This is a genomic window from Burkholderia sp. Se-20373 (assembly GCF_017104705.1).
Classification (GTDB): domain Bacteria; phylum Pseudomonadota; class Gammaproteobacteria; order Burkholderiales; family Burkholderiaceae; genus Burkholderia.
In genome coordinates, this window is the sequence record NZ_JAAGPH010000012.1 from 46988 (window position 1) to 72912 (window position 25925).

The window sequence follows — 25925 nt, forward strand, 5'->3', positions numbered from 1 at the left end:
ACTGAACGGATCACGATGACGAGTTTAGTGCTGGAACTCACGCGCGCTCGAGCGCATGCGTGACAAGCGCGTCGATCGTACCGTCGTGCCGAAATCCCGCCTCGATGGCACGGCGATCGGTCAGCGGCGGTTGTCGTCCGAAAAGCCGCTCGATCCGCTCCACCGGAGCGTAGTCGATGTCGAACGAGCCGAACCGCCGGACCAACGCATCGACGATCTCTTGAACCGACAGATGCAGCACTGGGGGCGTCCAGACTCGGCCGGCGTGCAACCCCTCTGCGGACACGCGTCCGGCGTGCAGCAGGTTGTCGACACAGCATCTGCGGGACATCCACCACACGGTGGCCGAAGGCGAAACGGGACACGTATAAGACTGGCCGCTCTGCGCCGCGCGGAAGATCTGGCTCATGAACGCGGACCCATGTCCCGCAGAAAGCGCCGGACGAGCCACGATGCCCGGCAGGCGCAACGCACGGCCATCCAGCTTGCCGCGTCGCGTCCAGTCGGCCAGGATCAGCTCGCCAACCAGCTTGTGCACGCCGTAGCTCATCGTCGGGCGCGGCAGGGTGTGCTCGTCCACGGACGGGGGTAACGACTCGCCCAACACCGCAACGCTGCTGGCATAGACGACGCGCGCCGCACGCCCCTGCTCCGTCGCTTGCTTCGCCAGGCGCTCGAACAGCGCCAGCATCCCCGACAGATTCACCCGGTCGCCTTCAGCCGGTTCGGCTTCCGCCTGCGAACCGGGCATGCTCGCCAGATGAAAGACGACGTCGACAGGTTTCGACAGCTGCGGCTCGAGAATCTCCGGGCTGCTGAAATCGCCGACCCGTGCCGTGATTCGCGCATCGTCGTACGGCCACTCCGCTTGCCGGTCGACCAACAACAGTTCCGACACATCGCCGGGCTCCGCGATACCGTCGCGCAGCAGCCGTTCGACCAACGCCGTTCCGACAAATCCGCCCGCCCCGGTCACCAGCACTCTCATGGCCGAGCCTCCGCGTCGTCGGCGCGCGGCGCGCGCACGACCCGTTGATCGATCGTGCCGAACGGTGCGTTGCCGGCGTCATCGCGCGCCGTCATCCTGACCCGGTCGCCAAAGCGCATGAACCGCGTGCGCGCGGCCCCCTCGTCGATCATTTCGATCACGCGGCGCTCGGCGACGCACGCCGAGCCCGCGTTGCGATCGGCATTCGACACCGTGCCGGACCCGACGATCGTCCCCGCCGACAGGCGGCGCGTGCGGGCCGCATGCGCGACGAGTTCACCGAAGCTGAAGTTCATCTCGCGTCCATGCGGATGACCGAACCAGCGGTCGTTCCATTCGACGTGCAAGCTCAGATGCACGCGGCCGTCGCGCCAGTGCTCGCCGAGTTCGTCGGGCGTGACGGCAACCGGTGCAAAGCTCGTAGAGGGCTTGGCCTGCAGGAAACCAAAGCCCGTCTTCATTTCGCGCGGGCCGAACGCCCGCAGGCTCCAGTCGTTGAGCTGCACGATCAGGCGGATGCAGCGCAGCGCACCGGCGGCCGATACGCCCATCGGCACGTGCCCCACCACCACACCGAATTCGCCTTCGAAGTCGATGCCGTCGGCCTCTTCGGGCAAGGGCACGTCGCTGGCCGGGCCGAGGAAATCGTCGCTGGCGCCCTGGTACATGACCGGCACCGTATCGAACTCCGGAATCGGCGGAGTATTGAACGCCTGCTCCATCAGGCGGCCGTGATTCAGAAACGCCGAGCCGTCGCACCACTGCGAACTGCGCGGCAAGGGCGCAGCGCATGCGGCCGGATGGAACGGGCGCGCCTCGGGCACGCTGCCGGCGTTCAACGCGTCGTAACGCGCCTGCAAGCCGGTTGCGAGCACGTCCCAACGATCGAGCACATCAGCCAGTGTCGTTGCGATCGGTGCAGCTTCGACGGCATGGCGCAGGTCGCGCGACACGAGCAGCAAGCGGCCATCGGCGCCGCCATCGGGCAAGGTGGCGAATTTCATCGTGCGCCTCCGTGTGCGGGCGTGTCGAGCACGGCGGCAATCGCCGGATCGTAGGTACCATCGATCAGAACGAACAGCATCCGGCATGGACGGCCCGAGCGATTCGCCCAAGCATGGTTGGTTCCCCGCTGAATCACCACGTTGCCAGGCGCCAGTGCGACTTCGGCGTCGTCGAGGATCAAGGTCATTTCACCTTCGATCACCACGCCGTAGTCGATCGACTCGGTGCGATGCATCAGCGGATGCGGCGAGCCGGCCTTCACCGTCGACGCTGCTGCGTCGCCGATCTGGCTGAACGCATCGTGCATGTTCACCGCACCGTGCGCGAGAAATTCCGGAGTGTCGGGCGGAATGTCGACGAAGCGCATACGGGTGCCGTGCTTCGGCGGCGGCAGCACGAGCGCGCCAACCGTGGGATCGGCGCCGTTGTCGACCATAGCGGGGCTCGACGACGTGCTCCACACTTCGTGGAATACGGTGCCGGGAATCGCGGCGATTTCCACCACGGTCGGCAGACGACCGTCGGATGCGACGACTGCCCGACCGTCGGCATCGTGTCCGGTCACCACGCGACGAATCGCTGGAAAGCTCATGCTGCTGCCTCCACGTCGGTGTCGTCGAAAATCGCGACGGCGCGCGTCCACCCTGCCGACGCACCGCGAATCTTGTGCGGGAAGCAACTGATCGTGAAGCCGGTCGGCGGCAAGGCCGTGAGGTTGTGCAGCTTCTCCAGATGGCAATAGCCGATATCGCGCCCCGCCTTGTGCCCTTCCCAAATCAGCGACGTGTCGCCCGTTTCCGCGATCTTTTTCGCGGTATAGGAAAAAGGTGCATCCCAGCTCCATGCATCCGTGCCGGTCAAGCGCACGCCACGCTCCAACAGGTACATGGTCGCTTCGTAGCCCATGCCGCAGCCCGCATTGACGTAGTCGTCGTGCCCGTAGCGCGATCCGGCCCGCGTGTTCACGACGACGATATCGAGAGGCTGCAGTTCATGGCCGATGCGCGCGAGTTCCGCCTCGACGTCGGCCGCCGTCGCGACGTAGCCGTCCGGAAAGTGCCGGAAATCGAGCTTCACGCCCGGTTGGAAGCACCATTCCAGCGGCACCTGATCGATCGTGATGGACGGTCGGGCCTCACCCAGGCTCGCATCCATCGTCGAGTGGAAATGCCAGGGCGCGTCGAGATGCGTGCCGCTGTGGGTCGTCAGCGTGACCCACTCCGCGGCGGCGGCTTCACCATCGGGATAGTCCTCGGGTTTTGTACCCGGCAGCATCGCCATGAATTCGGGCAGCGTGTCGCCGTGCTTCTGATAGCTGATCCTCGGCGCGAGCGGCGGCGGATCAGAGAGAACGTCGTTCTCGAGATAGATGGATAGATCGACAAACCGTCGAACGGCCTTCATGTTCAGACTCCTTGAGATTGGGGATGGCGGTCGAGCCGTGAGAAGCAGATCGCCGCAGCGGCAGCGATCAGCACTGCAGCGAACCCGAGGCTGCCGTAGCCGGACTGCTTGACGAGCGTGCCGCCGAGCACCGGGCCGATGGCGGCGCCCGTCATCAGCATCGCCGGCGTGGCGGCAACGGCGCGACCGGTGCGGTCGATGCGCGCCAGCATGCCGAATGCGAAGGTGTGGGTGAAGATCATCACGGCAGCAAAGACCGAGGTGGCCGCCGCGTACGGCACGAACGCCGCGCTTTGCGTGATGACCAGCGCCAGCGCGGCCTGCACAACGGGGCCCGCCTGCACGACCTTGCGGCCCGGCACGCGCGTTTCGAGCAGTCCCGCGACGGGAGCGGGAAACAGGTTGACGAAGCCGAGCGCGATCAGCGTCGCGATCACGGCACTCAAACCGAACCCGCGATCGAGGCCGATACGCTGGACAAAACTGAACAGCATCGACTGCGTCAGCGCCATGCAGCCGACGCCTGCCATGCCGAACCAGACGACACGCTCGAAGCGAGGCTCGCCGCCGGTTGCCGCGCTGCCGCGCGCTTGACGCGACGGAAACGCGAGCGCGCATGCGATCGCGGCAACGCCCATCACGCTCGCAAAAACGTGAAACAGCATCGGGCCGCCATGCGTTGCGATCAGTCCCGGCACGATGCCGAGAAACGCGATCGCGAAGATGCCGAGCGCGAGGCCGGAGATCGCGAACAAACGATGCGGATTGCGGCTGCGCCCGACGGTGCCGTGCGTGAAGCTCAGGCCGCATCCGACAGCGACGCCCGCGACGGCATGCAGGGTCGCCAACATCAGGTAGCGATCAACCGGCACGGACGTGATGCCGACGAACGCGCCCGCCGCGATGCCGAAGCCGACGGTCGACATCACGCGCGCCGGCAGGCGATTCAAGCGCGGCGAGAAAAAGACGCTGCTCAGCACGGCACCGGCCAGGAACAGCGTGGCGAGCAGGCCCGCCTTCTGGGGATCGAGCCGATACGCACCGATCAACGTGCCGACCCAAACCGGCAAGGCCACCAGATCGACCATGCCGGCGCAATGCGCGAGCATCAACGCAACGGTGCCGAACGCGCCAAGCCGCGTCGTGTCGGTCGATATCGAAAGGTCGGCAGGTGCCGGCGTCGTGGGGGAAAGGTTCGTCTCCATCGTGCCTCCGCTTGCGTCAGATAGGCCGCGCGAGACTCATATGCGTCTCGTGCATGATGCGCCGGTGTTCCTCCTTGTCGCCGCCGCCAATCTCGATCTCGCCAAGCCGCCCGGAGTTTTCCACCACCATGCGGCAGCGCTCCCAACGACGCGCCTGGAATGCCTGCAAGGCAGCCTCCACCGTCGCACCGCGCCCCAGCTCTTCGGCAAGCACGATCGAGTCCTCGATGCCGATGCCCGCGCCCGCCGCCATATGCGGCGTGGTCGCGTGCACTGCATCACCGACGAGCACCACCCGTGAGCTGAACCAGGGCGCCGGCAGCAGCAGGCTTTCCAGCGGACGGTAGTTGACGCGCGATTCGGCGCCGATCTGCGCGCGGATGGACCGGATCAGCGGCACGTCGAACATGGCCAGCAACTCGGACAGCATGCGCGGCCATTCGGCGGGATCGATGTAGTCGTTGGTCGGCCTGTCCTCGGTGACGAACACGTACATTTCCTCCCGGGAGACCGGATTGACACCCGCCTTGATCCGGTGCCCCAGCCACATCGTCGCGCAAGCGATCTCCGCCGGTCGCGGCACCACGGCGCGCCACACGCCCTGGCCGGTATAGCGCGGCTTCGGCGCATCGGGAAACGTAGCGGCGCGCACTTTCGAGTAGAGGCCGTCCGCTCCAACCACGAGGTCGTAGGTACCGTGCGTGCCGTCCGTGAACGCCACGTCCACTTGTTCGCCGCGCGGCTCGATCCGCGAGAAGGTGCAGCCGAGTTTCACGCGCACGCCTGCGGCGCGTGTCGCCTTGGCGAGAATATCGGCCAGCACCGGGCGCATGATCGCGCCGCCGCCAGGAACGTCCTCGCCGGCCACTCGCGGAGTCGGCAGCGTGCCGATCGACTGGCCGCCGGCCGTGTACAGATTCACGCCGTCGCCGCCGTGACCGCGTTCGAAGAAGGCGTCGAGCACGCCGATCGTGCGCAGCGCGCGCAACGTGGGCCCGCCAATGCTGATGCCGGCGCCGTACGAACGCCAGCCCGGGTCGATCTCGACGAGGTCGACAGTGAGGCCGAGCTTCGCGCACTGGATCGCCGTCGCCATACCGGAAAATCCGCCGCCTATGACGAGGACGTGTTGAAGAGGGGCTGCCATCTGGACGTCTCCTTGTTATGTCTGGTGTGGGTGTGTCATGTCGCGATCAGCACGACGGTGCCGTCGTCCGTCACGTCGATCTCGACGGGTGTCAGCCGCTGACCGAGGCACGGGCCGAGTACGCACTCACCGTTTGCGATGTCGAACTGCGCCCCGTGCGCGTGGCAGACTATTCGGGTGCCGTCGCCGTTCAGATAGGCATCCTTGCGCCAGGCCATCTGCGTTTCGCCGAAAAAGTGCGGACACGCATCGCGATACGCACGAACCTGCGCGCCGTACCGCACGACAAAAAGCGTGTCGTGCCCCCGCCCATCGGGATCGAAGCCGCGCGCGCCGGGATCGGGCAGATCGTCGACGTTTGCGAGACGAATGCGATCGGGATATGTCTCGGACATGACGAAACGATTCCCGCCGTCAATCCGACTTCGCCGCGGCCGCCCCCGGCGGAGGACCGCCCGGCACCCACTTGTCGCGATGCTGGAACAAGAACAGTTGCGACGCGTCGGCGCCCATTGGCGCCTCGCGCGCGTTCCATGCATCGTCGTGCAGATCCATGTCGGCGTCGTACTCCACGTGACAGCCGAGCGGGCTGTTGAAATACCAGAACCAGTTCGAGCCGAACCGATGACGCCCCGGCCCCCAGAACGACTGGTAGCCCTTCGCGACGAAACGCGTGCCCGCCTGCAGCACTTCGGTCGGTCCGCCCATATGGAACGTGAAATGCTCGCAACCCTTCATGAAAGGCGGCGTCTGAATCATGAACAGCGTGTGATGGTCGAGCGTGCCGGCCGGCTGCAGAAACGGCCCGACGCCCGTGAATCGGTCGGTGCAGCGAAAGCCGAGGCGCTCCACATAGAACGCTTCGGCCTTCGCGGCATCCGGCACGAAGTAGACGACGTGCGAGAGCGTGCGCGGAGTCAGTACCGCGTCGTCGCTCACGGCCACGATGTTCGGCGCGCGCTGCGCAGGCGCGCCCGGCGCATTCACGGGTTCGGCGGCCAAGGCGAGCGGACGGCGCCTGGTCACCTGGAAGCCGATCGCAAAACCCATGTCGTCGAGCGATTCGATCGATCCGTCTGCGAGCGTGCGCACTTCGCGGTCGCGGCGCAGTTCCGCCGCGATTGCGTCGATCGTCGCGGCATCAGCGACGCCGTAAATCGTCTTGCGCAGCATGCTTGCCGTGCCGAGCGCAGGCGGCAACGCCGGATCGTCGCGGCGCGCGATGTCGATGCCCGTTCCGTCGAGTGCCTCGAAACGGCCGCCGGTGTCGTCGCTGCGCACCGGCAGCAGCCCGTAGTCAAGCAGATATTGGCTGCAGGCGGCGACGTCGTCCACGCCGAAGACCAGCGTATCGGGTCCGATGATATTCATGAGATGTGCGTGCTTGAGATGGGTGAATGAGTCAGAGCGAGGTGCGACCGCCGAGCGTTTCGGCGATCCAGTCGGCGATGAAGTGCCCCGCGTTGATCGAGTTGTCGAAGCTCGAGTGCTGGACGCCGCCTTCGCGCTCGGTGAAGATCTTGAGCTCGCGCTTGGGGCTGTTCACGAGTTGCTCGTACGTGCGATGAGCCCAGGCGACCGGGATCTGCGAATCCTGCGAACCATGCGTGACGAGGAACGGCACCTTGATACGATCGAGCACGCCGTCGAGATGCACGTCTTCGGCGATGCGCATGAAGTCGTCGATATCCTTCGCGCCCCAGACCCAGCAGACATGCTTCCAGTAATGCGGCACCGGGAAGTTGCCTTCGCGCTGCAGGCGTTTTTTCTGGACGTCGCGCCAGTCGTGGTTGGCGCCCCACACCACACCGCAGGCGAAACGCGGCTCGAACGCGACTGCGCGCGGGCAGTAGTAGCCGCCGAGCGACACGCCCTCCATGCCGATCCGCTTCGGATCGACGTCGTCCCGGCCTTCGAGCCAGTCGACGATCTTGCTCGCCCAGACTTCCGAGTTGTATACCGCATTCAGGCCGTGCAACCGCAACGCTTCGCCGGTACCGGGCTGGTCGACAATCAACGACGACACGCCGCGCGCGGCCAGCCAGGCCGGCAAGCCCACGAAGTACTTCATTTCCTTGGTCGAATCGAGCCCGTTGACCTGCACGAGCAGTGGACTGCGCGCGTCGTCGCTCTTCGCTTTCACCAGGAGTCCGGACAGATGCGTTTCGCCGTACGGAATGGCGACGCGCTCGCAGTTGTCGCCGGAGAGTGCGATGCCATTGCCGAACGTATCGAGCGAGCGTTGGTAAAGCTCGAGGCGCCCCGGGGCATCGTGCACGAGCATACGCTCCGCCGTGATCAGATAGATCGCGGCACGCTTGTACTTCTCGCCCGCCGACAGCCGCCGCCCCTGGGCCTCGTCGTCTTGCGCAAGATCGCAAAGGCGATCGGCCTTCTCGACCCACGCTTCGCGAAACGCACGCGTGCCGTCAGCGTCCGGCTGTTTGGCCGCTTCCTGGAGCGGCCCGCACATGTCCTCGATTTCGCCGATGCGCGCGCCCATTTCGATGGCGAGATTGACGGACAGATTCCAGACATAGTTGGTAGGAAAGTATCGGAACATGCTGATTGCCTTGATTGAAATTGCGTACTGCTCGATGACGGCGCTGATGACCGGCTCTCGCGCGCAGTCCGGCGCGCGACACGGTGCTCAGCCCTTGCGCCCGAAGCCGGCCCACAACGGGATCGCGATGTTCAGCCAGACGCTGCTGCTCTTGGCCGTGTTTGCGGCATAGATGCCGTGCTGATAATTGAGGTTGACGTTCCAGCTTCTCGCGTCGTACACGATCGACGGACCGATACCGAAGGTCCGCATGCGATTGCCCACGCTCACGCCGCCGGCCTTGTCGTCGCTGAACTGGTTCAGGTACGCGCCGACCACGCCGAGCTTCCACGGGCCGAAGTTCCAGCCTGCGTTGAACTCCGCGACGTAACCGTCGCCCGAGCTGTAGTCCGTCGTGCCGTTCTTCAGATTGAGCAGGAATCGGTTTGCGAGCGCGACGTCGATTCCGTTGGGAACGTTGTAGCGAATCGAGATCACCGGCTGCACCGAGGTGTAGCCCACCGCGACACTCGACTTGACCGGGCTGTAGGAACCCGTCTCGAATGCAACGTCGATGCCCGACGCAATCGCCAGGTTTGGCGAGAGATTCCATTGCAGCAACACAGGCGTCAGCGTGATGTTGGAGAGGCCGTTCTGCGTGCTCGACTGCCCGAACACGGTGCTATGCAATGACACAACGGGAATGACCAGCTGCGTATAGACGTTTGCGCCGAGCAGGTGGAACGGATACGCCGCCAGCAGACGCGTGGTTTCCGAAAACACCGACGTATGGAACGGAATCGGCAGTTTCTTGCCGTCGTTGCCATAGAGGCCGTTCGCAAAGCTGTAGTTGAACTGTTCCAGTGCGAACAGGCCGGGAATCGGCGGCAGGTTGGCGATGTTCGTCCCCACCGCGCCGGCCGGATACGGTGAAACGCCGCCTTCGAACGCCCGTGCATCTTTCATCGAACCCGTCGCCAACACGGCGCAACCGACAACGGCTGCAATCAGTTTCGTGGACATGCTGTCTCCTCTTCCTGGAGGCGCGTTTGCGCCGCCTGGCATCTCTTTTAATAGTGGAAAGCGCGGTGCAGACGGCCGAGGTACAGCGGTACGATCGATCCGAAAATGCCCTGACGCCAGCCTCCCGATGCGATGCGTCGGCTGCCGTCGCGTCGAGATGTGGCTAGGTTAAGATAGGCCGACGTATCCTAAAAATGGATTCGATCCATTGCCGATATCGACGGCGTCAATACTTTCAGGTTAAACCCTGATATTGCATACGGCGAGTCACGCGGTAGCGAAGAGGAAAACGGAGACAGCACGCATGCGGTTCAACAAGCTCGACCTCAACTTGCTCGTGGCACTCGACGCGCTCCTGAGCGAACAGAACATCAGCCGGGCGGCCGAAAAGATCCATCTGAGCCAGTCGGCGATGAGCAACGCGCTTTCGCGGTTGCGGGAATTCTTCAACGATGAACTGCTCGTGCAGGTCGGTCGCAAGATGGAGCCGACGCCGCGCGCCGAGGCGCTCAAAGACGCCGTGCGCGACATCCTTGTGCGCGTCGACGCGACGGTGGCGGCTCAGCCCGAATTCGTGCCGGAGCACGCGAACCGGCTGTTCCGCCTGTTCGTTTCGGATTACACGATGACGACGCTCATGCCGCACCTGTTGGCGCTCGCTTACAAGGCGGCACCCGGCATCCGATTCGAGCTGCGCCCGCAAATCGCGTATCCCCACCGCGTGCTGGAACGCGGTGAAGCGGATCTGCTGATCATCCCCAAGGAGTATTGCTCGACCGAGCATCCGGCCGAGGTATTGCTCGAGGAAACCTACTGCTGTGTGATGTGGAGCCGCAGCCCCCTCTCGCAAGGCGAGATGACGAACGAGCGCTACATGGCGGCCGGGCACGTCGTCGTGCAGGTCGGCGACGCACAGACGGCGCTCGAAGACTGGTTCATGCAGCGGCTCGGCGTTGTGAGGCGCGTCGAGGCGAGCACATACAGCTTCGTGTCGCCGGCCCACCTGCTGGTCGGCACGAATCGGATCGCCACCATGCACCGGCGGCTCGCCGAAGAGGCCGCTCGCAGCCTGCCGATCGTCCTGCGCGAGGTACCGGTGCCGGTCCCGACGTTGGAGCAGGCGATGCAATGGCACAAGCACCGGACCTCAGACCCGGGGCTCACCTGGTTGCGCGGGCTGCTGAAAGAGGCTGTCGCGAAGATGGACGAAGGGCGCCATGACGCTCGCTGAGCCGGCTCAAGTAGACCAAACGAACGTTGTCACCGTTTGCGAAGCAAAGATGTCACTTCGCCGGTTCACAGCCACCCAAGCGCCGCGAAACCTTGTGAATTCAAGGATTGGGGAGCCGCGCATTAAAGTTGTCGCCGAGCACGGTGCCGCGAAGACCGGTGTCGACTCCCGCGCGACGTCGTTGCAGCACCGGTAGTCGCGGTCACACGTTGTTCGAGGCCCGAGCTCGAACTGGCAATCGTGCCATCACGATAACAAGGCCTTTGTCGCTGACGCGTCCATCGTCAGAATTGGCACGCGACCGCGAATGGCGGTTCCGCAGCGCCGCGAACGACGCTCAACGCCCCTAGCCCGTCCCAATCCTCAGCGCCGTCAGCGACCGGCGACATGCAACTTCCGCCAGCTGCCACATTGCTTTCACACACCGACTTCGCCGACCAGAATTCGGCTGAAGTCAGTACGGAATACCGAGGCCCGCACCCATCGGCCGAGGTCGGCTTTGTGTTCGGGGGAACGGTCCTCGATACGGTTTGCCTGGATGGCCGGATTCGCGCTTACTCGCCGCGGCCCGAAACAAGGTTTGCATTGATCCAAGATGCCACGTCGGTGACCGGAATGGCGTGGCGTTGGTTGAACGTCCCACGCTTGTCCCATGCGACACCTCGCCCTTGAGCAAAAGCCGCACGATACTTGCGCATCATGTTGTTCGGGTCGCGCGCCAGCTCATCCAGCAAATACTGCTCGCTCCACACCGAACGGCTGAACGGCCGGCCGAGGCCCGCTTGCAGCTTGTCGGCAACCTCCCCGTAAGTCACGGTGTCGCCGGCCAGATACACGATCTCGTTCCGGATACGGGGCTGCGCGAACACGATCGCGGCGGTCAGCGCACCGATATCATCGGGCGTCGTCAGCGTCACTGCGGTGTCGAGGCTACCCAGCGCGTGGACGGCGTCGTTTTGCAAGTCGACGACACCGAAGTCCGGCTCGAACAGGTAGCTCATGAACATGCCGGTCGAGATGATGACCCACTCGGTCTCGTGCTGACTGCGCAGCAACGCGCGCACGTCCAGCTGTGCGTCGAAGATGTCCTGCGGACTGCCGCGGCCGATCACGTCGAAATCGACCCCGAACTGCCACGGAAAGTACCGCGGGATGCGCGCCTGCAACGCAGCCCGCGCCAACTTCATCGGCGTGTCGATTCCGGCTGCATAGCCCGCGCAACCGATTACCGTGTCATATCGCGCGAATACGACGGCGAGCTCATCGATGGAGCTCTTCACGAGATCGCCTACGACGATCTCGATCCCGAGATCTCGAATCTCCGCGATATCATGCCGCTTGGCTGGGGCGCTGGACTCGACGGCGCTGGCGCGCAGCAGCACGCTGATCTTCGCGCCTGCGATGTCCTTCGCTCGACGCGCAAGATTGCGCAGCACCGGGAGGCCGAGTTCGCCGGCACCGAGCACGAGAATGTTTTGAGACGTAGCGTTAAGATCTGTCTGGTTCATCGTCTAGCCTACTGAGGAATGTGTTGCACGCAGTCTAGCGGGACATGGACGTGGATGAAAGAAGGTACAAGCGTGATACTGGGAGCCAGATAGTTGGATCGAGACGAACTTCTCCAATATTCGCAGACCGTGTGCGACGGCCTGCGAGACGATGATGACGGGCTGCGGCGGGAGGTGCTCGCACACGCCGGCAGTCGTTGGTCGCTCGGTGTCGTCCACACGCTCGGCGTGTACGGCAGGCTGCGCCATGCCGAAATCGGCAAGCGCATGCACGGGGTGACTCAGCGCATGTTGACGCGTACGTTACGACAACTCGAACGTGACGGCCTGGTGCTCCGTCACGATTTCGAAGAAGTGCCCCCTAGAGTCGAATACGAATTATCCGATACAGGCATGGACCTGCTCGTTCGCATGGTCCCGCTGTGGACCTGGATCGTCGAGAATGCGGACCGCTTCCGGGAAGCGAGGCGGAGTTTCGACAGCCAGCACCGCGACGCGAACTCGTAGCTTGCCGGTTGTTGATTTGCATTCCCTACGTCCCTGACGGGGAGAAGGATTGGTGCCTCCGGGTGAGCGGCTGATGGCGACCGCGTCGCCATCTCGACGCCCATGCTCGGCGCCTGAAGCGTCGAGACTCGACGGGCAGCGGGCCGACGGCAAGGCCACTGCCCCGCAACATCTGTGCGCGGCGGCGAGTCGTGATCGACGCAAGCCGTATAGATGCCAGGGGGCACCGGCCGGCGTTCATCCACGACGCCGGGCCGTCACCGCTTATGAACGACCGAGTCGAGCACGAAGCTGGTCGTCATGTTCTGCACGCCGTCCAATGCGCTGATGGTCGCCCAGATGTCGCTGATGCGCTCATGCGTGGCCGCCTCTATCTGCACCAGCAAATCGACCTCGCCGCTGAGAACCGCGCAGTCGCGCACCTCGGCGATCCGCTCGAGTGCGGCCAGCACGTCGGCGCCGCGCATCCGGTCCTTGCGGTAGACGAGCATCACGGCACGCACGGGTGCGGCATCGTCGGGCAACGCGAGCCGCACCGTATAGCCTGCAATGATCTTCAGCGCTTCGAGCCGGTCGATCCGGTTCCGGACCGCCTGCCTGGACAAACCAATCCTGTCGGCCAGCACCGCGAGCGGAATCCGCGCATCGGCACACAATGCGTCGATGATCTTCTGGTCCAGGCCATCGATCTTCATTGGCCGGACCCGGTGTGCCCGGCATTGCGCGCATCGACCGCGTCGCGCAATGCCGCGATGTGGCCGGGGCCGATTCCGCAACACCCGCCGACGATCTGCGCACCGAGCGCAAGCCACTGCTCCGCCCATTTCGCATAGCCGGGCGGATCGATATCGCCGCGCAATGCGTCGAGTTCCTCGTTCGCACGCGCATCGGCGCGCTGCGGTGGAAAGGCGTTCGCATACGCGCCGATCATCAACGCCGCTCCCGCTCCCATTCCCGCGAGCGTACGCTGCACTGTCTCGATCGCCGCACCCATCGCCTCCGGCTGGCTGCAGTTGAACAGCAGCGCCCTCGCACGCGCGGACACGGCGGCGTCGATGGCTTCGTCGAGTGCCTGTCCCGATCGCAGTACCGGCCCGGCGCCCGTGTCGGCGCCGACATCGTCGCGCAGCGTGAACGACACCCAGAGCGGCTTCGGATTCGCACCGAGCGCGCGACGGACCGCGTCGATCTCGCCGGTCAGGCTCTGCGTCTCGGCCAGCCACAGGTCGACGTACGGATCGAGTCCATCGACGAGCGTCGCCAGAATCGCATCGGCACGCGCCGCGTCGAACAGGTCGGGCCGATACGAACCGCCGGTCGGCGGAAGCGATCCTGCGACGCGCACCGGCCGCACCGCGCGATCCGCGGCTTGCCGCGCGAGTTGCCCGGCAAGTGCCGCGAGCGCGACACCGTCGCGAAGGAACCGCTCCTCGCCAATATGGAACGGCACGACCGCATAGCTGTTCGCGGTGATCACGTCGGCGCCCGCCGCGATGAACGCGTCGTGCGCGAGGCCGACGTAATGCGGCGCTTCCATCAGCGCGAGCGCCGACCATTCCGGCTGCCTGAACGGCGCCCCCATCCGCGCCAGTTCGCGCCCCATGCCGCCGTCGAGTACCGTGATGCCATGCATAGTCCGTGCTCCGTCGTTGCAATCCGGGCCGCTCGCGCCCGGATCGATTCAAAGGCCGGCGCAGCCCGCCCGATGGGTCGAACGACCGCGTGCGCCGGTCCGTGTCAGATTTGCTCGAGCGCCTGCGCGAGATCGGCTTTCAGGTCGTCGACATGCTCGATGCCGACCGAATAACGGATGAAGTTGAGCGGGATGTCGGCCGCGCGCATTTGCTCCGCCGACATCGTGCCCGCCCACATGGATGCCGTATGGATCGCGAGCGAATCGACGCCGCCGAGATTGCCCGCATTCAGCGGCAAGCGCAGCGCCTCGACGAAGCGCTGCGCTTCGCCATAGCCGCCCCGCACGCCAAACGCGACCACGCCGCCGAAGCCACGCATCTGCCGGCATGCGAGTTCATGTTGCGGATGGCTGCGCAGGCCCGGATAGAACACACGCACGATCTTCGCGTGCGCCTCGAGGAATTCGGCGAGCGCCTGGGCGTTCGCATTGATCCGCTCGACGCGCATCGGCAGCGTGCGCAGCCCACGCAGCAACAGCCACGCGTCCATCGGCGACAGCACCGAGCCGAGCGTGATGTGCGTATGCCAGATCTGCTCGGCGAGCACGCGGCTCGTGCAAATCACGCCGCCGGTCAGGTCGTGATGGCCGCCGAGATACTTGGTCGCGCTGTGCACGACGATGTCGACACCGAGCCGATGCGGCTGCTGGTTGACCGGCGACGCGAACGTGTTGTCCGCGAGTGTCAGGATGCCGCGCGCCCTCGCGACCTCGGTCACCGCGGCGATGTCGGTCACCAGCAGCAGCGGATTGACCGGAGACTCCAGCACGATCAGCCGCGTGTTCGGCCGGATCGCACGATCGAACGCGACCGCGTCGGTCTGGTCGACGAATGTCACCTCGACGCCGAACCGGCGCAGCATATCGTCGAGCATTTTCGTCGTGCTCATGTAATGGCGCGTCTGGCCGATCACGTGATCGCCGGCCTTCACGACACTGAGGATCGCGGTCGCGATCGCGCCCATGCCGGACGCGGTGACGAGCGCGGTCTCGGTGCCCTCGAGCTCCGCCATGATCGCCTTCACGCGCTCGTGAACCGGATTGCCGTAGCGCGTGTAGTTGCGCGGATGCTGCGGCACGCTCGACATCTCCGCGAATTCCTCGCTGCCGGCCGCCTTGAACACGGCCGAATAGTGGATCGCCGGCGCGACCGACTTCTCGTCGGTCACGTCGCGGTCCGCAGCCAGAGCCAGCGTTTCAAGCTTGTATCCCATTTCGTCCTCGGATCGTTCGTTGTGTCGCGCTCATGCGGCGCCCGTCAAGCACGCACGCTACCCAGATGGCGATTCAGCTGCCCTTCGACGCGTTTGAGCACGGTCGAAAGCACTGCCGTGATACCGACGTACACGATGCCCGCCAGCATCAGTGCGTCGGTCGTATAGGTTTCGATGGAGATGCGCCGCGCGACACCGGTCAGGTCGAGCACGGTGATCGTGCTGGCGAGCGCGGTCGACTTGAGCTGCAGCACGATCTCGTTGCCGAGCGTCGGCGCGACGATGCCGATCGCGCGCGGGACGACCACGAACCACGTCAGCATGAAGCGGCTCATCCCGAACGCGAGCGCGGCTTCCTTCTCGCCGGCGGGCACGCCGGCTATGCCGCCACGGATATCTTCCGCCATATAGGCCGCGAGGTTGAGCGTCAGCGCGCACAATGCGCACGAGAACGATCCACCGACCAGCAGCCACAGCGGCGACGCGCGCACGATCGAGAACTGCGCGAGCCCGTAATACAGCACGAAAATCTGCACCAGCAGCGGCGTGCCGCGAAACACCGACATGAACAGGCGGCTCGGTACCGACAGCCACCGGCGCTCCGACGCACGCGCGACGGCAAGCGGCACCGCGAGCGCGAACGCGAACGTGCAAGACAGCACCAGCAGTTGCAACGTGATCCATACACCGCGCGCGACGTCCGGGCCGGACTGCGCGATGAGGGAAAGGAAGTCGTTCATCGCATGGCCCTCGTCAGGTGCGTTGTGCATAACCACGGCCCGCGATGCGCTCGAGCCAGGCGAATACGGGGTTCGAAGCGGCGAGAAAGCCGAAGTAGACGATCCCGACCGTCACATAGAAAACGAATGGCTGCTTGGTGAACTGCGCGGCGATGTTGGCCTTGCGCAGCATGTCCTCGAGCCCGACGATCGATACCAGCGACGTGTCCTTCAGCAAGTTCTGCCACATGTTGTTCAGGCTCGGCAGGCAGATGCGCCACGCCTGCGGCAGGCGCACGTGCCACAGTGTCTGCAGGCGTGTCATCCCGTACGCGCGCGCGGCCTCGATCTGTCCGGCCGGCACCGCGATGAACGCGCCGCGGAACATCTCCGACGAATAAGCGCCGAACACCACGGCGAGTGCGATCACGCCGGCCGAGAAAGGGCTCACGGCGAAGGCACCATCGAATTGCGTGTTGAGCAGATGCGACAGCCCGAAATAGCAGATCAGCAGAATCAGGAACTCGGGAATGCCGCGCAGGAAATTGGTCAGCGCATAGGTCGCGTGCCTGAGCCAGCCCATGTCCGACAGTTTTGCCGATGCGCCGGCGACGCCGAGCAGCATGCCGACGCACAGCGCGGCGAGCGCGAGTTCCAGCGTGACGAGCGCACCCGCCGCGATCTGCGCGCCGTAGTTCACCAGAATGTCCATCGTGATATCGCTCCTTGTGAGGCCCGGATCGCGCAGGCCGCCGTGCGGCGGCCGCGCGGTCCCGATGCGCGGCTATTGCGGCGCGATGCTGAACGGGAAATAACGCTTGTTGGCGGCGGCGAACGTGCCATCCGCCTGCACCTGCGCGATCCCCTTGTCGAACATCGCCTTCAGCGGCGCGTCGCCCTTGCGAACCGCAATCGCCGTGCCGTCGCCGAAGATCTCCGCATCGGCGATCGGCTTGCCGACGAAGTCGAAGCCCTCCTTCCTGCCGGCCTTCGTCAGCCAGTCGTACGCGACCGTGTTGTCGGCAAGCACGGCGTCGACGCGCCCTGCCTCAAGATCGAGCCAGGCCTCGTCGAGCGTTTGATAGACCTTCACGTTGATCCCCGACTTGCTCGCCGGCAGGCGGCGGCGCAGATAGGATTCGTGGGTCGACGCGGTCTGAACGCCGATCGTCTTGCCGCGCAGCGTGGCCGCACCATCCGTGATACCCGAGCCCCGCTTCGCGACGAACTGCACCGGTGCCGTCGTGAAGATTCGCGTGAAATCCACCGACTGCTCGCGCTCCGGCGTCTTCGACATTTGCGCGAGCACCGCATCGATCTGCTTCGCCTTGAGCGCCGGAATCAGCGCGTCGAAATCCATCGTCACCCACTGGCACTTGACCTTCATCGTGTCGCACATCTTCTTGCCGATGTCGATCTCCATGCCCTGCAGCTTGCCCGATGCATCCTTGTATTCGAACGGCGCGTAATCGGCGAGCGTGCCGACGCGCACGACCTGCTCGGCGTGCGCGACCGATCCGAGCAGTGCCGCGCCCACGCACAGCGACTGAAGCAGCTTCTTCATGGTTTCCCCTCCGGTTGGCATTGAATCCGCATCAGATGATGCTGGACAGAAACTTCTGGAAACGCGGCGATTTCTGGCTCGCGAACACCTCGTCCGGACTGCCGTCTTCCTCGATTCGTCCCTGATGGACGAACACGACGCGGTTCGCGACTTCGCGCGCAAAACCCATCTCGTGCGTGACGACGAGCATCGTGCGCCCCTCGTCGGCCAGCGAGCGCATCACCTTCAATACTTCGCCGACGAGCTCGGGATCGAGCGCCGACGTCGGCTCGTCGAACAGCATCACGTCGGGATCGGTCGCGAGTGCACGTGCAATCGCCACGCGCTGTTGCTGGCCGCCCGACAGCTGGTTCGGATAGTGCTCGCACTTGCCGGCGAGCCCGACCCGTTCGAGCATCGCGATCGCCTTGTCGCGTGCGTCGCGCTTCGGTACGCCCAGCACGCGCAGCGGCACGAACATCACGTTCTGCAGCACCGTCATGTGCGCCCAGAGATTGAACTGCTGGAACACCATCGCGAGCTTGCGGCGCACGCGCATCACCTGCTGCGCGTCGGCGGCGACCAGCGCGCCGTCGCGGCCCGCCGGCTTCAGCGCGAGCGTTTCGCCGTTCACGCAGATCCGGCCACGGTCGGGCATTTCCAGCAAGTTGATGCACCTGAGGAACGTACTCTTGCCCGACCCGCTGCTGCCGAGGATCGACACGACCTCGTGATTCCGCGCGGTCAGCGAGATGCCCTTCAGCACCTCGACACCGCCGAACGACTTGTGAATATCCTCGACCACCAGCGCGTCCGCCGCCGGCCTGCATGCAGGAATTGCTGCTGGCATCCTCGACTCCTTCTCCGCTACGTTGCACACACACCGCTCCGGTTCGCGCCGCGCCAGCCCGTCATGTGCCGGCGCTCGCGCATCAGCTCGACAGCCGCCGGTTGCGCCTGAAACAGACCACCTTCGGCTGCGTCATTTCCGTCATCGCGAACCGGACACCTTCGCGGCCCAGCGACCCATGCTTGAAGCCGCCGAACGGCATGCCGTCGAAGCGGTAGTCGGACGAATCGTTGATCATCACGCCGCCCGCCTGCAGCCGCTCCGCCGCGCCGAGCGCGACCTCCAGGCGGTTGGTAAACACGCCTGCATGCAGGCAGCTCTCCGACGCATTCGCCGCGTCGAGCGCCTGCTCCAGGTCGGTGAATTTCTCGATCGTCACGACCGGCGCGAATACCTCGTCGGTCCATATGCGCGCGTCGCGCGGCACATCCACGAGCACCGTCGGTTCATACAGCGCACCGCGCCGCCGATGGCCGCTCAACACCGTCGCACCGCCGGCGACCGCTTCGTCGACCCAGTGTTCGATGCGGGCTGCCTGTTCCTCGCCGATCATCGGCCCCATGTCGGTCGCATCGTCCAGTGGATCGCCCACGACCATCTTGCCGGTCAGCTCGACGAAGTAGCGGACGAACGGCTCGTACGCGGCGTCGGCGACGAAGATCCGCTGCGTGCCGATGCAGTTCTGTCCCGCCGCCCAGAACGCGCCCGACACGCATGCTTCGGCGGCATCCTTCAGGTCGCAGTCGGCCATCACGATCACCGGCGCATTTCCGCCGAGGTCCATCGCGATCTTCTTGAGTCCCGCCTGGCGCGTGATGGCCTCGCCAGTCTCCGGACCGCCGGTAAAGGTCACCATCCGGATCCGCCGGTCGCGCACCAGCGCAGACGCGATCTCCGCGCCGCCGTGCGCGATCTGCAGCGCGTCGCGCGGCGCACCGGCTTCCCACAGAACCTCGACGAGCGCCTGCGCGGACAGCGGCGCAAGCAGCGAGGGCTTCAGGATCAGCGCATTACCGGTCGCAATCGCCGGCCCGAGCTTGTGTGCAACGAGGTTCAGCGGGTCGTTGAACGGCGTGATCGCGAGAATCACGCCGAGCGGCTCCAGCGTGTAGTAGCCGCTGCGATCCTCGGAGCCGGGATAGCCGTCGAACGGGATCGTCTCGCCGGTCAGCCGTTTCGCTTCCTCGCCCGACAGGCGCAGCGTGTTCACGCAGCGCGCGACCTCCTTGCGGGCCTGCCGCAACGGCTTGCCCGCTTCGAGCGCGATCGTGCGTGCGAACGTCTCCGTGCGCGCCTCGACGATCGCTGCTGCGCGAAACAGGATGTCAGCCCGCCGGTTGCGCGGCATGGTCGCGGCCGCATGCGCCCCTTCGAGCGCGCGCTCGACGAGGCCCGGTGCCGCATCGACGGGCGACAGCCGAACCTGGCCGACGATCGTGCCGTCATACGGCGACCGGACATCTGCCACGCCGGCCCCCGTGCAGCCGGTCATCACCGCATCGCGCGCGCTCATGCGGCCACCTCGTGCGACACGGCGCCGATCCTGTCGGCGAGTTCGATCAGGTCGGACAGGATCGCGAACGCCGTTTCCTCGCGCCCCGCACCGGGCCCGCTGATCGTCACGCCGCCGAGCACGTCGGTGTCGAACGTGATCGCATTCGTCACGCCGCTCGCGGCACGCAACGGATGGCCGGCAGGCAGCTTGCGCGGCTCGACACTCGCGGTCACGGTGCCGTCCGGATGGCGGACGGCCGAGCCGATCAACCGCCAGGACATGCCCTCCGCCGCCGCCGCGCGCACGTCGTGCTCGGTCAGCTCCACGATGCCGCGGCACGTCACGTCGCCACGCGTGAGGCCAGCGTTCCACAGCGCGTTCGCCAGAATCACGACCTTCAGCTGCACGTCCGACCCGTTGACGTCGGCCGCGGGGTTCGCCTCCGCATAGCCGCGCTGCTGCGCATCCCGGATCGCCGCATCGAAGCTCGCGCCGGCCTCGACCTCGCCGAGCACGTAGTTCGACGTACCGTTCAGGATGCCGGCGAAGCCGTTGATGTCGCAACCGCGCAGCGAGGTCGCAAGCTGCCGCAGCACCGGCGTGCCGCTCATCACCGTGCCCTCGTACATCACGCAAGCACCCGATTGCGCGGCGATCCGCGCCAGTGCCGGCTGCGCGAGCGCGATCGGCCCCTTGTTCGTCGTGATCACGTGCTTGCCGCATTCAAGTGCGGTACGGCAATGCGACAGCGCGGGCTCGCCGGTGTTCGGATCGGTGAAGGTCGCCTCGATGACGACATCCACGTGGTCCGACGCAATGGCCTTCAGCACGGCGCCGAGGCCGACGTCCGGCGACACCAGCGTGCCGGGATCGCGGCGCAGCGCTTCGGCATCGACGCCCCGCCGAGCGGTTTCGTCGAGGACGTCCAACGAGATACCGCGAGGATTCGTCGCGATCCCGAGTCGCAGATCGGCGACCATCGTCACCGATACGTCGAGTTCCGCCGCACCCAGCATCGCGCGCTTCTTTTTGAGCAGTTCGACCAGTCCCTGATTGACTCCGCCGAAACCGACCAGTGCCAGTTTGAGTTCCATCTTGATCATCTCCTGTTCATTGACTACAGGAAACATGTTAGTTATGCGAATTGATCGACAAATTATGCGTTTCGACGGATTCGGGCAGTCACGCGTTGCGGTTTGTCACGCGGGACGGACGGATCGGCCGTCGCCGCGCGAACCGCGCTCGTCAGGCAGTGGACGGTGCGTCGTCGCCGTCCTTGTCGACCGGCACGAACAGCCCGACCTTGACCGCGCTCAGCACGACATTCGTATTGATCCGGCGAATCATCGGGTTGCTTTGCATGATCCGCGCGGACAGCCGGTCGTACGCCTCGACGTCGCGTGCAGTGATGATCGCGATCAGGTCGACGGAGCCGGTCACGTAGTAGATCTGCTGGATTTCGTCATGCGCCTTCGACCACTCGCGGAACCGGGCGACCGTCTCGTAGTTTTCGCGTTCGATCTCGATCGCCGCAATGAACGTCATCGGCCGGCCGACGGCCGCGCGATCGACCACCGCGATTTCCGCCGAGATGATCTTTTCGGTACGCATGCGCTTCAGCCGCTTCTGCACGGCGGACGTAGACAGGCCGATCCGTTCGGCGATGGCATCCGCAGTGGCGGTGCAATCGCGCTGGACGATATTCAGGATCTTGCGGTCGAAGGTGTCGAGTGGATCGGTCATGGCGTGGCTTGCCGGAGAACGGGGGCTTGCGTCAAAGATAGAAAGGGCGAGTCGACCTGAGCCCGACCAGATGCCGGACACGGTCGAACGCGGTGACGAGCGTTTCGCGCCACTGCGCCGCAGGGCCGCGGACGCATACGGGGGCGAAATGGATCGTGTCCACGCCCGCAGGAATACGGAACGGACGCTCGATGCCGTCGTCCGATTCGGTCACGAGTGCAGTGCCGTCGACTTCGGTCAGGCTCATCAACAAATGGACGGTGGCACTCGCACCAAACAGGTCGTGCAGGGGCGAATCGTTCGCGGACAACTGCTCGAGCAACGGCAGTTCGTACGCGCCGGGCCACCAGGCATCGTGCTCGTCGAGCCACGGGCCGACTGCCGGCATGCCTACCATCTCGAGGATCCGGTCCGCGCAGAGATGCGCATACGCGCGACATCGGCCGGCCCCATCGGTCGAAGAGCGCACCAGCGAGCCACCGTCGCTCGGGGCGGCGTCCGTCAACACGACGCTCGCAGGTTTTAGTCGGCCGAGCATTTCAGCCGTGCGTGCCATCGACCGGTGCCCTTCGCGGGAACTCTGTGCGTGATCCGGGACGATCCTGCATACCCACTTCGGACCATCCCGCATGGCGGTGGGAACGTCGCCGGCTCGGACTTGAGCGGTTCGCCTGCGGGCGTGTTCAACGATGACGATTGGCGTGTCCGGCATACAACTCTCTCGTGCTTGAGGGGCCGCGTCGTAGGGATGCTGGCGCACTTCGTGGATTGGCTGAGATGTTCGGGGCTGAGAAAATAATATCGCGGAGAAGCGACCGAAAAAATCTCAACAGCCGTAAATTTCGACGTAAAGCGTCAAAAAATCCGCACATCCGGCTGTTTGGCATCCAGTTCGGTCTCGACAGCTCCGGTCAGGGTACGGGCTGGAAGACGACGACATCCTGGACGCAGGCCAACACGCTCGGCGGCCGCCCGATCGCGCGGGGCGAATCGGCTATCGGGCTCGGGTGACTCAAACCATGAAGCCCCCCCCAACGAGTACGGTGATTGCCTGAGCATCGGGTCGCCGAGGCAGCCCGCAATCATGGAGGGAACGCGCCGCTTGCACCACCACGCTCAGTCGGGGATCGGATGATCGAGGGCTCACAGCAGGCCATCCATCGAGCATGCGTGTCGGCAATGAGTTGATACCCTATTCCGCTTACATCGATACGCTGAGCTAGATGCCTTCCTGCAGTTGCAAACCCACGATGCCCACGACAACGAGGGCAATGCAGAACAGCCGCCCGAGCAGGACGGGCTCATGGAACCAGACGATGCCGACCAACGCCGTTCCCGCGGCACCAATTCCTGCCCATACGGCGTAAGCGTCTCCCAGTGGGAGAATTTTTAATGTGAGACTCATTAGCCACACGCTCAGTACGGCCGCCACGATCGATATCCCGCCAGGCAGTGCTTTTGAGTAGCTGTCAGAAAGCTTCATCGTCACGGAGAAGACAACTTCCAATAAACCGGAAGCGACAACGATCGACCAGGCGGCAAGCGGACTAGAGACGACAAACATGGGTTCTACCTTCAGATTGGATGTTGTCAACAGGGCCACCTCCACCCTCATATGCGTCCAGACAAAGTCACATTGATCCAGACTGGCAGTTCGGCCGCCTCAATAGGCGGCGAAAAGAGATACCCTTGAGCGACTTGGTAGCCCCGTGCCTGAAGTATCTGTCGCTGAACGTCGGTTTCCACGCCTTCGGCAACGATCGTCAAATGTAGCTTGGCACAGATGTCGGCGACCGAGTTGACAAGCGATCTCGCATTCTCGCTGTTTTCAACGTTGCTGATAAAGCTCTTGTCCAGCTTCACCTCGTTCACAGGCAACCGCCGCAAATAGCTGAGGCTCGAGTACCCCGTACCGAAATCGTCGATCGCCATATTGACGCCGAGGGAATGAACGTCTTGAATGGTTGTCATTACGCTATCCGTCGCGTCGAGCAACACGGCCTCGGTGACCTCAAGCGTCAACTGAGAAGGCGCAAGTTTGTACGTCCCCAGCAGACTGCTTACCAGGGAAGCGAACGCAGGATCGCGAAACGCCGTGGGCGAAATGTTGACCGATATCCGGGGAACATCTAGACCGGCTTCGCACCATTGCGCCAATTGCCGGCACGCCTCGGTCAATACCCATCGATTGAACTCCGCAACCAGTCCGCACTCCTCGACAAGCGGGATGAAATGGTCCGGCGCCACGTTGCCAAAATCACGATGAAACCAGCGCGCAAGCGCTTCGACTCCGTACAAACTATCATCATCCAGACGCACCTGAGGCTGATAGTGAAGTTGCAACTCCCCCGCGACGAGGCTGTCGCGCAGTGCCAGCCCGAGCTTCCGGCGCGCCTCCCTCGCACGCATCAGTTCTGGCTCAAAGACTCGATACTCGTGGTGCCCGGCGAACTTCGCCTCATACATGGCCATGTCGGCATGCTGCATCAACGCACCAATGCTCTCGCCGTGCTGCGGAAAGATCGCGATGCCCATGCTCGCCGCGGGCGTCAGGTTCGTGTCACTAATCTGGACGGGCTGGCGCAACCTGTTCATCGTTCGTTCCGCAAAGTCGAGCGTCAGTTCAATGTCGGCCGGTGACAGAACGATCACGAACTCATCGCCCGACAGCCGACCGACAATATCCGTATCGCGCAGGTCAATCTTGAGGCGCTGTGCAACTTCGCTCAGCAAACCGTCTCCCGCCGCGTGCCCCAGCGTGTCGTTCACCTGCTTGAAGCTGTTGAGATCGACAAACATCACCGCGAACGAATGCTGACTCGCGACGGCGGCGGCAAGCACCGACTCCGCTTGACTCATCAGCAGCTGTCGATTAGGTAATCCGGTCAGGCCGTCATAGAAGGCGAGACGGCGAATGCGCTCCTTGCTTCCTTCTCGCTCCAATGCCAACGCGCACAAATTCAGACTGGCGTCCACAAGCTCCTGATGAAGCGCACTGGGTTGGTGTGACTCGCGATAGTAGAACGAGAGCGTGCCGAGCGTGCGCCCATCGGTAGACCGGATTGGATGCCACCAGCACGAAGTGAACCCAAACGAGATTGCGAGCGCGCTGTGCGATGCGTAGGCTTCGTCCGGCGATGTGGTGGGAAATACAATGTGTCTGCCGAACGGGCCCGCAGCGATCCGCTCTACGAAGTCGGGGGCGATACGCAACCCATCAATCGCCCTCGCATATTCCATCGGCAAGCTTGGTGCCGCGAGTGTCCATAGCTTACCGTCGTCATCGATTCGTCTGATCGATGCCGTCACGGCCGGCGCGATCCGCTCTGCTTCGTGGCACACAAGTGTCGTAACATTGGCCAAAGGCTCTTCCCGTGCCATCGCGCCCAGCACCTTGCGCTGAAGCTCCTCGTGTATTTTCGTACTGGTAATGTCAGTCCAGATTCCGACGACGTTCTTGCACACGCCCCTTGCGTCGAACACCGGATTGACTGTGGCCAGGATCCATAACGGGTGGCCGCTCTTGCTATAGACGAGAATCTTGGTCTTAAAGCTCAGGTGAGCGCCCACCTTCACACGAATATCACTGACCGTGCCGAAGTCCGAATAAGGCCCGACCACGAAGTCGGTCGGACGTTTGCCGAGTATCTCCGACATCTTGTACCCCAACATCTGCGTGAATCCCTCGTTCGCGTATACGACCCGGCCGTCCGGTGTGGTCACGACTGCGGCGCTATCGGTGTGATTCAATGCAAGCGACAGCAGGTTCAGTTTCTCCCTTCGTCTGGCGACGACGAACGCAATCGCGGTCGCGGCGAGCAGGATCGCCATGACACTTGAGGCGATTCCAAGAAGGCGGAAGCGCTCGTGCATTGCATACACCGAAACCGCGCCGACAACCCTGCCGTATTGCAGGAATTGACGCTCTTCATTAAGGAACGCAGCCTGCAGCCATGAATCCGGTGAGCTGAATCTCCCCTTGTGTTTCAAGGACATGAAAACCGCCCATTCATATCCGGTTTCCGTATCCAGTCGATATGGAAGCGCCGATTCGTGCTCACGGGCCATATCGAAATATCGCCATTGCGATTCGACGATACGTTATGTG

General features: G+C 64.2%; 27 protein-coding genes. 3 read left to right on the forward strand and 24 right to left on the reverse strand.

All coding sequences use genetic code 11. The annotated features are described in order from the left end of the window. Positions 1-37 precede the first annotated feature (37 nt). The 10 genes from G3N96_RS06865 to G3N96_RS06910 form a co-directional block, all read right to left on the reverse strand. Complete coding sequence (locus tag G3N96_RS06865) at positions 38-988, reverse strand: NAD-dependent epimerase/dehydratase family protein (RefSeq protein WP_206136722.1); 951 nt, start codon at positions 986-988, stop codon at positions 38-40. After that, positions 985-1992 (reverse strand): fumarylacetoacetate hydrolase family protein, encoded by a 1008-nt coding sequence (locus G3N96_RS06870; protein ID WP_206136723.1) that lies wholly within the window; start codon positions 1990-1992, stop codon positions 985-987. Before G3N96_RS06870 ends, G3N96_RS06865 begins: the two co-directional genes overlap by 4 nt. Next, positions 1989-2585: a cupin domain-containing protein gene (locus tag G3N96_RS06875; protein ID WP_206136761.1), complete on the reverse strand. Its 597-nt coding sequence runs from the start codon at positions 2583-2585 to the stop codon at positions 1989-1991. The genes G3N96_RS06870 and G3N96_RS06875 overlap by 4 nt, the downstream gene beginning before the upstream one ends. Continuing rightward, positions 2582-3397 (reverse strand): cyclase family protein, encoded by an 816-nt coding sequence (locus G3N96_RS06880; RefSeq protein ID WP_206136724.1) that lies wholly within the window; start codon positions 3395-3397, stop codon positions 2582-2584. Before G3N96_RS06880 ends, G3N96_RS06875 begins: the two co-directional genes overlap by 4 nt. Before the next feature lie 2 nt (positions 3398-3399). Then, entirely contained in the window at positions 3400-4602 is a 1203-nt protein-coding gene (locus tag G3N96_RS06885) for an MFS transporter (RefSeq protein ID WP_206136725.1), read from the reverse strand. 16 nt (positions 4603-4618) lie between these two features. After that, the gene (locus tag G3N96_RS06890; protein ID WP_206136726.1) at positions 4619-5749 is read right to left on the reverse strand and encodes an FAD-dependent oxidoreductase; all 1131 of its coding nucleotides are present in this window, start codon (positions 5747-5749) and stop codon (positions 4619-4621) included. A 35-nt stretch (positions 5750-5784) separates the two neighbouring features. Next, a complete protein-coding gene (locus tag G3N96_RS06895) occupies positions 5785-6144 on the reverse strand; it encodes a Rieske 2Fe-2S domain-containing protein (RefSeq protein WP_206136727.1) in 360 nt (119 codons plus the stop codon). A 19-nt stretch (positions 6145-6163) separates the two neighbouring features. Continuing rightward, on the reverse strand, positions 6164-7120 hold the full coding sequence (locus G3N96_RS06900) for a VOC family protein (protein WP_206136728.1): 957 nt from the start codon (positions 7118-7120) through the stop codon (positions 6164-6166). 31 nt (positions 7121-7151) lie between these two features. Next, positions 7152-8312 (reverse strand): prolyl oligopeptidase family serine peptidase, encoded by a 1161-nt coding sequence (locus G3N96_RS06905; protein ID WP_206136729.1) that lies wholly within the window; start codon positions 8310-8312, stop codon positions 7152-7154. A gap of 87 nt (positions 8313-8399) precedes the next feature. Further along, positions 8400-9314, reverse strand: a complete 915-nt coding sequence (locus G3N96_RS06910) for a transporter (protein ID WP_206136730.1) — start codon at positions 9312-9314, stop codon at positions 8400-8402. A 304-nt stretch (positions 9315-9618) separates the two neighbouring features. Between G3N96_RS06910 and G3N96_RS06915 the strand changes: the two genes are divergently transcribed. Then, positions 9619-10545: a LysR family transcriptional regulator gene (locus G3N96_RS06915; RefSeq protein WP_206136731.1), complete on the forward strand. Its 927-nt coding sequence runs from the start codon at positions 9619-9621 to the stop codon at positions 10543-10545. Between the two features lie 554 nt (positions 10546-11099). Here G3N96_RS06915 and G3N96_RS06920 read toward each other — a convergent pair. After that, positions 11100-12053, reverse strand: coding sequence for an aromatic alcohol reductase (locus tag G3N96_RS06920; RefSeq protein ID WP_206136732.1), 954 nt, complete (start codon positions 12051-12053; stop codon positions 11100-11102). A gap of 93 nt (positions 12054-12146) precedes the next feature. Between G3N96_RS06920 and G3N96_RS06925 the strand changes: the two genes are divergently transcribed. Further along, a complete protein-coding gene (locus G3N96_RS06925; RefSeq protein WP_012366571.1) occupies positions 12147-12560 on the forward strand; it encodes a helix-turn-helix domain-containing protein in 414 nt (137 codons plus the stop codon). Positions 12561-12817: 257 nt separating this feature from the next. Here the strand turns inward: G3N96_RS06925 and G3N96_RS06930 are convergent, their stop codons facing one another. The 11 genes from G3N96_RS06930 to G3N96_RS06980 form a co-directional block, all read right to left on the reverse strand. Beyond that, the gene (locus tag G3N96_RS06930; protein ID WP_206136733.1) at positions 12818-13255 is read right to left on the reverse strand and encodes an Lrp/AsnC family transcriptional regulator; all 438 of its coding nucleotides are present in this window, start codon (positions 13253-13255) and stop codon (positions 12818-12820) included. Beyond that, positions 13252-14193: a homocysteine S-methyltransferase family protein gene (locus G3N96_RS06935; RefSeq protein ID WP_206136734.1), complete on the reverse strand. Its 942-nt coding sequence runs from the start codon at positions 14191-14193 to the stop codon at positions 13252-13254. Before G3N96_RS06935 ends, G3N96_RS06930 begins: the two co-directional genes overlap by 4 nt. A 104-nt stretch (positions 14194-14297) precedes the next feature. Beyond that, positions 14298-15467, reverse strand: coding sequence for an aminotransferase class I/II-fold pyridoxal phosphate-dependent enzyme (locus G3N96_RS06940; protein WP_124671009.1), 1170 nt, complete (start codon positions 15465-15467; stop codon positions 14298-14300). A 44-nt stretch (positions 15468-15511) separates the two neighbouring features. Then, the gene (locus G3N96_RS06945) at positions 15512-16207 is read right to left on the reverse strand and encodes an ABC transporter permease subunit (RefSeq protein ID WP_206136735.1); all 696 of its coding nucleotides are present in this window, start codon (positions 16205-16207) and stop codon (positions 15512-15514) included. Positions 16208-16220: 13 nt separating this feature from the next. Then, a complete protein-coding gene (locus G3N96_RS06950) occupies positions 16221-16898 on the reverse strand; it encodes an ABC transporter permease subunit (protein WP_206136736.1) in 678 nt (225 codons plus the stop codon). Between the two features lie 72 nt (positions 16899-16970). Next, positions 16971-17750 carry a transporter substrate-binding domain-containing protein gene (locus G3N96_RS06955; protein WP_206136737.1) on the reverse strand — a complete coding sequence of 260 codons (780 nt, stop codon included), beginning with the start codon at positions 17748-17750 and terminating at the stop codon, positions 16971-16973. A gap of 31 nt (positions 17751-17781) precedes the next feature. Further along, positions 17782-18579: an ATP-binding cassette domain-containing protein gene (locus G3N96_RS06960; protein ID WP_206136738.1), complete on the reverse strand. Its 798-nt coding sequence runs from the start codon at positions 18577-18579 to the stop codon at positions 17782-17784. A gap of 82 nt (positions 18580-18661) precedes the next feature. Beyond that, the gene (locus G3N96_RS06965; protein WP_206136739.1) at positions 18662-20092 is read right to left on the reverse strand and encodes an aldehyde dehydrogenase family protein; all 1431 of its coding nucleotides are present in this window, start codon (positions 20090-20092) and stop codon (positions 18662-18664) included. Next, positions 20089-21168 carry a homoserine dehydrogenase gene (locus tag G3N96_RS06970; protein WP_206136740.1) on the reverse strand — a complete coding sequence of 360 codons (1080 nt, stop codon included), beginning with the start codon at positions 21166-21168 and terminating at the stop codon, positions 20089-20091. The genes G3N96_RS06965 and G3N96_RS06970 overlap by 4 nt, the downstream gene beginning before the upstream one ends. A gap of 151 nt (positions 21169-21319) precedes the next feature. Next, complete coding sequence (locus G3N96_RS06975; RefSeq protein WP_012337265.1) at positions 21320-21817, reverse strand: Lrp/AsnC family transcriptional regulator; 498 nt, start codon at positions 21815-21817, stop codon at positions 21320-21322. Between the two features lie 31 nt (positions 21818-21848). Further along, positions 21849-22529 (reverse strand): hypothetical protein, encoded by a 681-nt coding sequence (locus G3N96_RS06980; RefSeq protein WP_124671004.1) that lies wholly within the window; start codon positions 22527-22529, stop codon positions 21849-21851. A gap of 65 nt (positions 22530-22594) precedes the next feature. Between G3N96_RS06980 and G3N96_RS06985 the strand changes: the two genes are divergently transcribed. Next, positions 22595-22828, forward strand: coding sequence for a hypothetical protein (locus G3N96_RS06985; RefSeq protein ID WP_206136741.1), 234 nt, complete (start codon positions 22595-22597; stop codon positions 22826-22828). 208 nt (positions 22829-23036) lie between these two features. On the opposite strand, the gene G3N96_RS06990 is transcribed toward G3N96_RS06985, so the two are convergent. Then, positions 23037-23381 (reverse strand): multidrug efflux SMR transporter, encoded by a 345-nt coding sequence (locus G3N96_RS06990; protein WP_012366583.1) that lies wholly within the window; start codon positions 23379-23381, stop codon positions 23037-23039. Positions 23382-23428: 47 nt separating this feature from the next. Next, positions 23429-25813, reverse strand: a complete 2385-nt coding sequence (locus G3N96_RS06995; RefSeq protein WP_206136742.1) for an EAL domain-containing protein — start codon at positions 25811-25813, stop codon at positions 23429-23431. Positions 25814-25925 lie beyond the last annotated feature (112 nt).